At 69.3% G+C, this 12,822-nt stretch carries 4 protein-coding genes and 1 pseudogene; 3 read left to right on the top strand and 2 right to left on the bottom strand.

All coding sequences use genetic code 11. From position 1 onward, the window contains the following. Positions 1 to 122 precede the first annotated feature (122 nt). The 3 genes and pseudogenes from HNR22_RS06660 to HNR22_RS06650 form a co-directional block, all read left to right on the top strand. Positions 123 to 815, top strand: a pseudogene (locus tag HNR22_RS06660) (CDP-alcohol phosphatidyltransferase family protein); the annotation flags it as partial. A gap of 305 nt (positions 816 to 1,120) precedes the next feature. After that, a complete protein-coding gene (locus HNR22_RS06655; protein ID WP_246380702.1) occupies positions 1,121 to 2,788 on the top strand; it encodes a sulfatase-like hydrolase/transferase in 1,668 nt (555 codons plus the stop codon). Positions 2,789 to 2,821: 33 nt separating this feature from the next. Continuing rightward, positions 2,822 to 3,643, top strand: coding sequence for an FkbM family methyltransferase (locus HNR22_RS06650; protein ID WP_179779573.1), 822 nt, complete (start codon positions 2,822 to 2,824; stop codon positions 3,641 to 3,643). Between the two features lie 6 nt (positions 3,644 to 3,649). Here the strand turns inward: HNR22_RS06650 and HNR22_RS06645 are convergent, their stop codons facing one another. Further along, positions 3,650 to 5,218, bottom strand: coding sequence for a TROVE domain-containing protein (locus HNR22_RS06645; RefSeq protein WP_218906219.1), 1,569 nt, complete (start codon positions 5,216 to 5,218; stop codon positions 3,650 to 3,652). A gap of 535 nt (positions 5,219 to 5,753) precedes the next feature. After that, on the bottom strand, positions 5,754 to 12,695 hold the full coding sequence (locus HNR22_RS06640; RefSeq protein ID WP_179779572.1) for a DUF11 domain-containing protein: 6,942 nt from the start codon (positions 12,693 to 12,695) through the stop codon (positions 5,754 to 5,756). Positions 12,696 to 12,822: the final 127 nt, after the last annotated feature.

Raw genomic sequence — 12,822 nt, 5'->3', positions numbered from 1 at the left:
TAATCCGCATCCGGCGGGGCACGTCCCTCCGTATACATGGTGAGGCTCGTTCAGAATGAACCGATCGGTCATGTTTTCCGTGATGACGGTCAGGGTCACCCCACTGGAGTCACGGAGGCGCGATGTCAACGGTTCGAACGGGTCCGGTCATCGGACTGCTCGCGCAGATCGGTGTGCTGGCGGTGCTCGCGCAGACGGTCGGCCTCGGCCCTGTCGGGTGGACGGCCGGGCTGGTCTACGGAGTGGTCCTGTGCGCCCTGCTCAGCCGGGGGATGTCCCGCGCGGGCGCTCCTGATCTGAGCCCGGCCGACCGGGTGACCCTGAGCCGGGCGATCCTCGTCGGCGGCGTGACGGCCCTGGCCGCGGACTCGTTCACCCGGCCGGCACCGGTCACGCTGATGGTCGTCCTCACCAGCGTGGCGCTGGCCCTCGACGCGGTGGACGGATACACGGCCCGCCGCACCGGGACGTCCAGCGAGCTCGGTGCACGCTTCGACATGGAGATCGACTCCTTCCTGGTCCTGGTGCTCTGCCTGTACGTGACCCCCTCGACGGGTGCCTGGGTGCTCGCGATCGGCGCGATGCGGTACGTCTTCGTCGCCGCGAGCTGGGTGCTGGACTGGATGCGCGGCTCGCTGCCGCCGCGCTACTGGCGCAAGGTCGTCGCCGCGGTCCAGGGCGTGGTGCTGACGGTGGCGATGGGTGACGCGTTGCCCGGTCCGCTGACCACAGTCGTCCTGGTGGCGTCACTGGCGCTGCTGGTCGAGTCGTTCGGGCGGGACGTCAGATGGCTGTGGACGACCCGTCACCTTCGCCGCGCTCTCGTCCACGACGCGGTCGACCAACTGGCGGGCGTCGCACACGGGTCGAACGCGATGGCCCACGCGGGCAACCAGCCGAGCCACAGCGCCCCGAGCGCGGGCGCGGGCCTGGCCGGTCTGGGCCACGGCAGGACGGATGTGCGGCCCTGGCCGGAGCACCGGCCGGTCGCCGTGGCCCGACGCGGGACCGCCCGCGTCTGAACCGCCCGGATGCCGCACCCAACGAAGATCATGGAAGGATGCCCGGGTTGTCGCTCTTGACGCGCGTACGTCAGCTGCCGAGCCAGGGACGGAGGGCGATGAGGGGCGAACTGTCGGACGACACCGACGGCACCGACACCGACGGCACCGCACCCGAGGGTCGGCCGAGCCGCTCCATCGTGGCCCGACTGGTCACCCTGCTGGCCGTGCTGCTGGTGCTGCTCGTGCTCACCCTGCCGTACGACTTCGGCCGGTTCAGCCCCGGCGCGTTCGTGCGGATCCCTTTGGAGGCGCTGCTCGCCGTCGCCCTCCTGCTCGCCCTGCCGCCGCGCGCGAGCCGGTTCGTCGCCACCCTCGCCGGCGTGGCCCTCGGCCTGCTCGGCCTGCTCAAGCTGTTCGACCTGGGGTTCACCGCATCGCTCAGTCGGGCCTTCGACCCGGTGCTCGACTGGGCGCTGCTCGACGAGGGTTTCGCGTTCCTCAGCGAGTCGTACGGTCGGCCCGCCGCCATCGGCGTGGCGATCGCGCTGGCGGTGGTGGCGGTGGGCCTGCCCACCCTGGTCACGCTGTCGATGCGCCGACTGCGCGGGCTGGTGATCCGGCACCGCGCCGGGACCACCCGGACCGTGGCGGCGCTGGTGGTCGTCTGGGTGGTCTGCGCCGCGTTCAACGTGCGGCTGGTCGAAGGCGTGACGGTCGCCGACACGTCCGCGACCACGCTCACCAACGGCCACGGCTTCCAGGTGCGCCTGCGACTCGACGACCGGGAGAAGTTCGCCGCGCTGCTCGACGACGACCGGTTCGCGCAGACTTCCGGCGACCAACTGCTCACCGCGCTGCGCGGCAAGAACGTGGTCATCTCCTTCGTGGAGAGCTATGGCCGCGATGCCGTCGAGGACCCGGAGTTCGCCCCACAGGTCGGTGCGGTCCTCGACGGCGGGACCAGCCGGCTGAACGCGGCGGGGTTCGCCGCGCAGAGCGGCTTCCTCACCTCACCGACGTTCGGCGGCGGTAGCTGGCTCGCCCACGACACGCTGCTCTCCGGCCTCTGGGTGGACAACGACCAGCGGCACCGCACCCTGCTGGCGAGTGACCGGATGACCCTCAACGGCGCCTTCCGCCGGGCGAGCTGGCAGACCGTGGGCGTGATGCCCGCCGTCAGCAAACCGTGGCCGGAAGGCTCCTTCTTCGGCTACGACCGGTTCTACGACGCCAGGAAGCTCGCGTACCGGGGACCGAAGTTCAGCTTCGGCACCATGCCCGACCAGTACACCCTCGCCAGTTGGCGGCGCCTGGAGCAGGCGACGCGCGACGGCAACCCGACGATGACGGAACTCGCGCTGGTGTCGAGCCACGCGCCGTGGACGCCCGTCCCGGACCTGGTCGACTGGGCCGCCATCGGCAACGGGGCGATCTTCAAGGGGACCGCCAAGGAGTCCGACGACAAGCGACGCAACACCGAACAGATCCGCGCGGACTACCGGCACTCCATCGAGTACACGTTGAACGCGCTCATCTCCTACGTGCAGACCTACGGCGACGATGACCTGGTGTTCATCTTCCTCGGCGACCATCAGCCCGCCGCGGTCGTCACCGGCGAGAACGCCAGCCACGACGTCCCGATCACGATCATCACCCGGGACCGGGCCGTCCTGGACCGGATCTCCGGGTGGGGCTGGCAGGACGGGCTCAAGCCCGGTCCGCAGGCACCGGTCTGGCGGATGGACACCTTCCGGGACCGCTTCCTGACCGCCTTCGGGCCGTAAGCCCGGCCAACCTCACGGACTGGACTCAGACAGATGACGGCTGCCACCGACACCAGGATCGCCGCGCTCAGGACCGACCCTGCGATGTCCCTCCTACACCGATCGCTGGACGTCTACTACGGCGACGCCGAGCGCGACGCGCGGATGGACGCCTTCTACTCCCGGTTCGTCGCCGAGGGCGACCTCGTCTTCGACGTCGGCTCGCACGTGGGCGACCACATCGCCAGCTTCCGTCGCCTCGGGGCGCGGGTGGTCGCCGTGGAGCCGCAGCCGCTGTGCCTCCGCGCCCTGCGGGCCATCTACGCCGACGACGACCAGGTGACGCTCGTCGAAGCGGTCTGCGGGGCGACCCCCGGTAGCACCCGGTTCCACGTCAACTCCGCCAATCCCACGGTGTCCACCGCCTCGCCCGACTTCGTGCGGGCGGCGGAGGGCGCGGGCGGGTGGGAGGGCGAGGTGTGGGACGCCGACATCGAGGTCCCGGTGGTCACCGTCGACGCGCTCATCGCCGAGTATGGCGTGCCGACGTTCGCGAAGATCGACGTGGAGGGTTTCGAGGACGAGGTGCTGGCCGGGCTGACCCGCCCGCTGCCGGCGCTCTCGTTCGAGTTCACCACGATCGCGCGCCCGGTCGCCCACCGGTGTCTCGATCGGCTGACCGCGCTCGGCTTCGACGGTTTCGACGTGGCGTTGGGCGACGACAAGTCGATGACGTTCCAACGCTGGGTCTCCGCGACCGACATGACCACGCACCTGGCCGCACTGCCGCACGACGCGAACTCCGGCGACGTGTACTGCGTGTCCGGCGGCGGGTCGCGCCGGCCACCGCCGCATCGCGACCCGAAGCGGCGGTAGCCGGCGTCAGAAGGGCCACCGCTCGTGACTGCCGGCCTCGATGAGCGGGATCATCGCGAACGCGGCGTCGGACAACCCGCCGAAGGTGTGCCGGTTCGCCACGGTCGGCGTGTGCCCGATCCGGTAACCGGCGAGGTTCCAGGTGTACACCGGAACCTCGGCGGGCACCGCTGCGGCGACGTCCGAAGCGTTGTGCCAGTGGGCCTGCTCGTCGGTGAGGATGACGACCCGGTCGTGCCGGTCGTAGTGCTGCCGTACCGCCTTCTCGGTGTCGGTGCCCATGCCGAAGAAGTAGCCGTCGTCCTTGAACCGCCGTACCCCCGCGAGCACCGACTCGCCCGCCACCGACGGAAACACCCGGCTGTCATGGGAGAACGACACCACAGTGGCCGTTCGCGCCCGGGCGGCCAGCGCAAGGCCGAACACCGTCGCGGCGTCCCAGCAGAGCAACGTGCCGTCCTTGCTGAACGGACTCTGCATCGACCCTGACGTGTCGATGAGGATGAGCGTCCGTCGGTCCAGAGCAGGCACGTTGGCCAGGGCATGCTGCAGGGCCTTCTCCAGCGGGTACGCCCACCGCAGACTCGGTGCGGCGTTGTACGCCGACAGGAAGCGCATCGGCAGCACCCGGGAGGCGGCGACCTGTGCTGGATCGGAGAGCTTGGCCGCAACCGTCTCCGCCACGGTGTCGCTGACCCCGGCCTGGTCGAAGTTGCGCAGGTTGCGCAGCAACGCCAGGTAACCCATGGTCGGGATGACGGACTCCCACGCCGAGGCGTCCATCGCGCTCTGTCGCCAGCCGGCCAGGGCCTCCCACGTCATGCCGGCCGCGCCCAGCACCGCCGGATCGGTGACCTCCCGGCGCTGCTCGACGGGCAGCGCCATGAGCGCATCTCGTGCCGCCACCATCCGGAGCGACGCCGGCAACGGATTGTCCCGCCGGTGCCGCCGGTCCAGCGCGTACCGGAACAGGTCGCCCTGCCGGTCGTCCTTCGCTGTGGGATGGGTCAGGTCGATGACGTCGCCGAAGCGCACGGTGCCGCCGACGGAGTCGTACTTCAGCAGACTCCGCTCGGTGTACAGCCGGACCGCCGCGTCGGCGATGCCCCGCTTCACCGGCTTGGGGAGCTTCCGGCCATGGCGAGCCAGCCAGTACGCCAGAGCCTCCGCGGGCTCGTCCGCACGCTGCAACGCGGCATCCACGACCGTCCGCGAACCAGGAATCTGTGCGGCGACCTGGGCGCGAGCGCCCTCGACAGCCGCCACCACGGCCGCCGAGCGCATCATGGCGCCGGACCGAAGCCACGGTACGAAGCGAGCGAACCAGTCCGGATCGGCGACGGCGACGGTCGCGACCAGGTCCCGGAAGCGAGCGTCCCGGCCCGCAGCGCCCTCGTAGAAGGTGTCCTCGCCGACCATGGCGGAGACACCGAGCAGGAACAGCTCGACGCGCGGCTCACGGGCGAAGCCGGGCGCGCCCTGGGCGGCCATCGGCTGCCGACGGCCCTTGCGCAGCTTGATGTTGAACTTGGCCATGACGTCCCCCACGTCAATCAGCTCGAATACGCCACCCATGGCCGCTGCCAGCGCACAGGGTTTGCGGTGTGGTCGCGCGTGCCGAGGTCCAGGTCGATGACGGACGGTCCTGCACCGGGGTCTGAACCCCTCAGAGGCAACCGTCATCTGCGCACCGGGAAGTGCGGGCACGACCGTAGCGACGGCGGCGGCAGCGGGGCAACGGATTTACGATCTTGCGAGCGGGGAAGGTGGTAACGCCGCACACCAGAGATCAGATTGGACACGGTGTTGCGGGCTCGAACCGCGGGTCCCTCGCGGGACCTTCACCAAGAAGTAACCGTGTCCGTCGCACCGGTGTGCGGCGTGAGTGCGTCTCCCGAGATCGAAGCGGCGACGGCGACTGGCCCTTGCGGGCCAAGGTGACCTGGGCCGCTGGTCGACGCCACCTGAGATGGCGGTGGGATTCGAACCCACGTCTCCCCGTTGAGAGCGGAAGTAGCCGTTGCCTGCGCACCGGAAGGCGCGTGACGACGATAGGCCCGCACCGACGCCTGGACAAGCGGATTCCGGGGCCAGGCGGCGGCGACCATGGTCAGGGCTCGCGGCGAGTGCGTAGGCGTATCAGGGCCAGGCCGCCAACGAGGAGAACACCGAGGGCGGCGACAGAGGCTCCAAGTGCGGCGATGGCTGTCAGACGGCCACCCGTGACCGGCATGGGCGGAATCGGACCGGTGAGGACCACCGTCGAGGAGCAGTTCGGTGTGCAGTCCGGGTCGGTGACGCCGTCGGGTGGGGTGAGGGTGGCGGTGTTGGTGAGGTCGCCAGCGGTGCCCTTCGGCACTGTTCCACTGATCGTGTAGGTCACGGTTCCGCCCGCGAGGACGGTGATGGTGTCGTTGATGCTGCCGGTGCCCGACGCGGTGCAGGAGCTTCCGGTGGATGCCGCGCAGGTCCAGGTGAATCCGGCCAGTGGTGCGGGCAGTGGGTCGGTCAGGTTCGCGCCGATCGCGTCGGATGGTCCCCGGTTGGTCACGGTCACTGTGAAGGTCAGCGGTGCACCCGGCACGTAGGGGCTCGGGGTTGCTGTCTTCACGACAGCGAGGCCGACGGTGGGTGCGGCGGGGGTCACGACCGTCGACGAGCAGGTCGGCGTGCAGTCCGGGTCGGTTGCGCCCTCGGGTGGGGTGAGGGTGGCGGTGTTGGTCAGGTCGCCCGCGGTCTCCGGCGGGACGGTTCCGCTGATCGTGTACGTCACGGTCCCGCCGGCCAGGACGGTGATGGTGTCGTTGATGCTGCCCGTGCCGGAGGCGGTGCAGGTGCTTCCGGTGGATGCTTCGCAGGTCCAGGTGAATCCGGCCAGTGGTGCGGGCAGTGGGTCGGTCAGGTTCGCGCCGACGGCGTCGGACGGGCCGCCGTTGGTGACGGTCACGGTGTAGTTGAAGGGCGTGCCCGGCACGTAGGGGCTGGGTGATGCGGTCTTCACCACTGCCAGATCCACCGTCAGCGCGGCTGGGGTCACGACCGTCGACGAGCAACTGGGGTTGCAGTCCGGATCGATCGCACCGCCCGGTGGGGTGAGGGTGGCGGTGTTGCTGAGATCGCCGGTGGTCCCGGACGGCACGGTTCCGCTGATCGTGTAGGTCACGGTCCCACCGGCCAGGACCGTGATCGTGTCGTTGATGTCGCCGGTGCCCGAGGCGGTGCAGGTGCTTCCGGCGGATGCCGCGCAGGTCCAGGTGAATCCGGCCAGTGGTGCGGGCAGTGGATCGGTCAGGTTGGCCCCGACCGCGTCCGACGGGCCGCCGTTGGTCACGGTGACCGTGTAGGTCAGCGAGGTGCCTGGCACGTATGGGCTCGGGGTTGCCGTCTTGGTCACCGTCAGATCCACGGTGGGAGCGGCCGGGGTGACCACGGTAGACGAGCAGTTGGGGGTGCAGTCCGGGTCGATCGTGCCGGGCGGTGGGGTGAGCGTGGCGGTGTTGCTGAGGTCTCCCGTGGTGCCGGAGGGCACGGTTCCGCTGATCGTGTAGGTCACTGTTCCGCCGGCGAGGACGGTGATGGTGTCGTTGATGCTGCCCGTGCCGGAGGCGGTGCAGGTGCTTCCGGCGGATGCTTCGCAGGTCCAGGTGAAACCGGCCAGCGGTGCGGGCAGTGGGTCGGTCAGGGTCGCCCCGACGGCGTCGGAAGGTCCGCCGTTGGTGACGGTGACCGTGTAGGTGAAGGGCGTGCCCGGCACGTAGGGGCTTGGGGATGCGGTCTTCACCACTGCCAGGTCCACGGTCAGCGCGGCTGGGGTGACCACTGTCGACGAGCAGGTCGGCGTGCAGTCCGGGTCGGTGACGCCCTCGGGTGGGGTGAGGGTGGCGGTGTTGGTGAGGTCGCCGGTGGTGCCCGACGGCACCGTTCCGCTGATCGTGTACGTCACCGTCCCACCCGCCAGGACGGTGATCGTGTCGTTGATATTGCCCGTGCCCGAGGCGGTGCAGGTGCTTCCGGCTGATGCTTCGCAGGCCCAGGTGAATCCGGCCAGTGGTGCGGGCAGTGGGTCGGTCAGGTTGGCCCCGACGGCGTCGGAGGGTCCGCCGTTGGTGACGGTGACGGTGTAGGTGAAGGGCGTACCTGGCACGTACGGACTTGGGGATGCCGTCTTCACCACTGCCAGGTCCACCGTCAGTGCCGCCGGTGTCACCACGGTAGACGAGCAGCTCGGAGTGCATTCCGGATCCGAGGCTCCGGCGGGCGGGGTGAGCGTGGCGGTGTTGCTGAGATCGCCGGTGGTGCCGGAGGGCACGGTTCCGCTGATCGTGTAGGTCACTGTTCCGCCGGCGAGGACGGTGATGGTGTCGTTGATGTTTCCGGTGCCCGAGGCGGTGCAGGTGCTTCCGGTGGATGCCGCGCAGGTCCAGCTGAATTCGCTCAGCGGTGCGGGCAGTGGGTCGGTCAGGTTCGCGCCGACGGCGTCGGAGGGTCCGCCGTTGGTGACGGTGACCGTGTAGGTGAAGGGTGCGCCCGGCACGTAGGGGCTTGGGTTTGCGGTTTTGACCACAGCGAGGTCCACCACTGGTCCGGCGGGAGTGACCACTGTCGACGAGCAGTTGGGAGTGCAGTCCGGGTCGATCGCGCCGGGTGGTGGGGTGAGCGTGGCCGTGTTGGTCAGATCGCCGGTGGTGCCCGAGGGCACGGTTCCGCTGATCGTGTACGTCACGGTTCCGCCCGCGAGGACGGTGATGGTGTCGTTGATGCTGCCCGTGCCCGAGGCGGTGCAGGTGCTTCCGACGGATGCTTCGCAGGTCCAGGTGAAACCGGCCAGCGGTGCGGGCAGTGGGTCAGTCAGATTCGTCCCGACGGCGTCGGAAGGTCCGCCGTTGGTGACGGTAACGGTGTAGGTGAAGGGTGCGCCCGGCACGTAGGGGCTGGGTGATGCGGTCTTCACCACTGCCAGATCCACGGTCAGCGCGGCCGGGGTCACCACGGTCGACGAGCAGGTCGGCGTGCATTCCGGATCGGAGGCGCCTGCCGGTGGAGTGAGCGTGGCCGTGTTGGTCAGATCGCCGGTGGTCCCGGAGGGCACGGTTCCGCTGATCGTGTACGTCACCGTCCCACCCGCCAGGACGGTGATGGTGTCGTTGATGCTGCCGGTGCCCGAGGCGGTGCAGGTGCTTCCGGTGGATGCCTCACAGGCCCAGGTGAATCCGGCCAGCGGTGCGGGCAGTGGGTCGGTCAGGGTCGCCCCGACGGCGTCGGACGGTCCGCCGTTGGTCACGGTGACCGTGTAGGTCAGCGGTGCGCCCGGCACGTACGGGCTCGGGGATGCCGTCTTCACGACGGCGAGGTCCACCGTCAGTGCCGCCGGGGTCACGACCGTCGAGGAGCAGTTCGGTGTGCACTCTGGGTCGGTGACGCCCTCGGGTGGGGTGAGCGTGGCGGTGTTGCTGAGATCGCCGGTGGTGCCGGAGGGCACGGTTCCGCTGATCGTGTACGTCACCGTCCCGCCCGCGAGGACGGTGATGGTGTCGTTGATGCTGCCGGTGCCCGAGGCGGTGCAGGTGCTTCCGACGGATGCCGCGCAGGTCCAGGTGAACCCGGCCAGGGGCGCGGGAAGCGGGTCGGTCAGGGTCGCACCGACCGCGTCGGACGGCCCACCGTTGGTCACGGTCACCGCATAGGTCAGCGGTGTGCCTGGCACGTAGGGGTTCGGCGTTGCCGTCTTCACGACGGCGAGGTCCACCACTGGTCCGGCGGGGGTGACCGCTGTCGACGAGCAGTTGGGGCTGCAGTCCGGATCGATCGCACCGCCCGGTGGGGTGAGGGTGGCGGTGTTGGTCAGATCGCCGGTGATGCCTGACGGCACGGTTCCGCTGATCGTGTACGTCACCGTCCCACCGGCCAGGACCGTGATGGTGTCGTTGATGCTGCCGGTGCCGGAGGCGGTGCAGGTGCTTCCGGTGGATGCCGTACAGGTCCAGGTGAATCCGGCCAGCGGTGCGGGCAGTGGGTCGGTCAGGTTGGCCCCGACGGCGTCGGAGGGTCCGCCGTTGGTGACGGTGACCGTGTAGGTGAAGGGTGCGCCCGGCACGTAACGGCTAGGGGAAGCGGTTTTCACCACTGCCAGGTCCACCGTCAGTGCCGCCGGTGTCACGACCGTGGACGAGCAGTTCGGTGTGCAGTCCGGGTCGGTGACGCCCTCGGGTGGGGTGAGGGTGGCGGTGTTGGTCAGATCGCCGGTGATGCCTGACGGCACGGTTCCGCTGATCGTGTACGTCACCGTCCCACCCGCCAGGACGGTGATCGTGTCGTCGATGCTTCCCGTCCCAGACGCGGTGCAGGTGCTACCGGCGGATGCCGTACAGGTCCAGGTGAACCCGGCCAGCGGTGCGGGCAGTGGGTCGGTCAGGTTCGCCCCGACCGCGTCGGACGGGCCGCCGTTGGCGACGGTGACGGTGTAGGTGAAGGGCGCGCCTGGCACGTAGGGACTGGGGGACGCGGTCTTCACCACAGCCAGATCCACCGTCAGTGCCGCCGGGGTCACGACTGTGGAAGAGCAGTTCGGGGTGCAGTCCGTGTCGGTGACGCCGTCGGGTGGGGTGAGGGTGGCGGTGTTGGTCAGATCGCCGGTGGTGCCTGAAGGCACGGTTCCGCTGATCGTGTACGTCACCGTCCCACCGGCCAGGACGGTGATGGTGTCGTTGATGCTGCCCGTGCCGGAGGCGGTGCAGGTGCTTCCGGTGGATGCCTCACAGGTCCAGGTGAATCCGGCCAGCGGTGCGGGCAGTGGGTCGGTCAGGGTCGCCCCGACGGCGTCGGAGGGTCCGCCGTTGGTGACGGTGACCGTGTAGGAGAAGGCTGCGCCCGGAATGTATGGGTTGGCGGACGCGGTCTTCACGACGGCCAGGTCGACCACTGGTCCGGCGGGGGTGACCACTGTCGACGAGCAGTTGGGGGTGCAGTCGGGGTCAGTCGCGCCGGGCGGTGGGGTGAGGGCGGCGGTGTTGGTGAGGTCGCCGGTGGTGCCCGACGGCACCGTTCCGCTGATCGTGTAGGTCACCGTCCCACCCGCCAGGACGGTGATCGTGTCGTTGATATTGCCCGTGCCGGACGCGGTGCAGGTGCTACCGGCGGACGCCGTACAGGTCCAGGTGAATCCGGCCAGCGGTGCGGGAAGTGGGTCGGTCAGGGTCGCCCCGACGGCGTCGGAAGGTCCGCCGTTGGTGACGGTGACCGTGTAGGAGAAGGCTGCGCCCGGCACGTAGGGGCTGGGTGATGCGGTCTTCACCACTGCCAGATCCACCGTCAGGGCCGCCGGGGTCACGACCGTCGAGGAGCAGTTCGGGGTGCATTCCGGATCGGAGACGCCGTCGGGTGGGGTGAGGGTGGCGGTGTTGGTCAGGTCGCCGGTGGTGCCGGAGGGCACGGTTCCGCCGATCGTGTAGGTCACCGTCCCACCCGCCAGGACGGTGATCGTGTCGTTGATATTGCCCGTGCCGGACGCGGTGCAGGTGCTACCGGCGGACGCCGTACAGGTCCAGGTGAACCCGGCCAATGGTGCGGGAAGTGGGTCGGTCAGGGTCGCCCCGACGGCGTCGGACGGGCCGCCGTTGGTCACGGTGACCGTGTAGGAGAACGGCGCGCCTGGCACGTACGGACTTGGGGACGCCGTCTTCACGACGGCGAGGTCCACCGTCAGGGCCGCCGGGGTCACGACCGTCGAGGAGCAGTTCGGGGTGCAGTCCGGGTCGGACACGCCGTCCGGCGGGGTGAGGGTGGCGGTGTTGGTCAGGTCGCCGGTGGTGCCGGAGGGCACGGTTCCGCCGATCGTGTAGGTCACCGTCCCACCCGCCAGGACGGTGATCGTGTCGTCGATGCTTCCCGTGCCGGACGCGGTGCAGGTGCTACCGGCGGACGCCGTACAGGTCCAGGTGAACCCGGCCAATGGTGCCGGCAGTGGGTCGGTCAGGGTCGCCCCGACCGCGTCGGACGGGCCGCCGTTGGTCACGGTGACCGTGTAGGAGAACGGCGCGCCTGGCACGTACGGGCTTGAGGACCCGGTCTTCACCACAGCCAGATCCACTGTCGGGATGACGGTGAGGGTGGCGGAGCCAGGCGGGTTGATACCGACGATGGTGGGGAAGTTGCTCTCACAGCCGGGGATCGTGGAGCCGTCCGGTGCGACGCATCCGGTGTTGGTGTACGAGCCGACGACAGTGCTGGTCACCTGGACGGAGATCATGCAGGAGGCGACACCCAGATCTATGTTGCCGGCGAAGTCGACAGACGTGGCACCGGCGGGCGCGGTCACGGTGGCTCCCGAGCACGTGGTGCTGTTGACCCCGGTGGCGGTCACATTGGCGGGAAGGGTGTCGGTGAAACTCATCCCGTTCTTGGCTTGCAGATCGTTGGTGTTGGTGATGGTGAACGTCAGCGTGGACGTCTGCCCCTGCCCGATGGTGGTCGGGCTGAAAGCCTTGTCGAGCTGTGGGGTCACGTCGACGATCTGCGGAAGGTCGAACGCGACGTCGTTGCCTATGCCCGTTGCGGTCGCGTTGTAGAGGCGCAGGCCCAGGGTCGGTGTGTCAGCCACCGACAATTGCAGGGCCAGCGATCGCAGTTGGGCTATCCAGGTGTTGTTGATGATCTCGGCGCCGGGGTCCGTGCATGGGCTCAGGTTCTCTGCGAGCACCGTCGGCACGCCGTTGAGAAGCAGCTCGAACCGAAGCCGCGCCCGCTGGGCAGAGGGGACGGTGCAGTTCCTCTCAGCGAAGATCGCCGAGACCTCATAGAAATGGCCACCGATCGCCGGGATGGTGTTGTTGTCGGTCTCCAGTTGGTATCCGGGAAGCTGCGCGCCTGTCGGGCTGTTGGTGTACTCGGTGAGTACCTGGTTAGTGGCGGCCTCCTCAGCGCTCTGCCCCTGAAACAGCCCCATGTCACGGGCCATTTCCTGTAGCCGGCCCCACGCGTCTGAACGACCGCACTGGTCGTTGTTGGTGATCGGCGGGCTACCACCGTTGGGCGGCAGCGGCGAATCCTGCCGCATGATCCAGCCGTTGCACGCGCCCGCGCCGGGGCTCCACGCGGGATCCGCCGTATAGGTCTCACCGTCCGCGCCGCTGCCACCCGGCCCCGGCACGTAGACGGAACCTGGTGATCCCGTGTAGGAGCCG

This window comes from Micromonospora jinlongensis, from assembly GCF_013410645.1.
GTDB classification, from domain to species: domain Bacteria; phylum Actinomycetota; class Actinomycetes; order Mycobacteriales; family Micromonosporaceae; genus Micromonospora; species Micromonospora zamorensis.
This window is presented reverse-complemented; position numbering and strand designations above follow the sequence as displayed.

Excerpts from the sequence above, each read along its gene's own strand:
- HNR22_RS06655 (WP_246380702.1), top strand. The coding sequence starts at position 1,121 with ATGAGGGGCGAACTGTCGGACGACACCGACGGCACCGACACCGACGGC.
- HNR22_RS06650 (WP_179779573.1), top strand. The coding sequence starts at position 2,822 with ATGACGGCTGCCACCGACACCAGGATCGCCGCGCTCAGGACCGACCCT.
- HNR22_RS06645 (WP_218906219.1), bottom strand. The coding sequence starts at position 5,218 with ATGGGTGGCGTATTCGAGCTGATTGACGTGGGGGACGTCATGGCCAAG.
- HNR22_RS06640 (WP_179779572.1), bottom strand. The coding sequence starts at position 12,695 with ATGCGGCAGGATTCGCCGCTGCCGCCCAACGGTGGTAGCCCGCCGATC.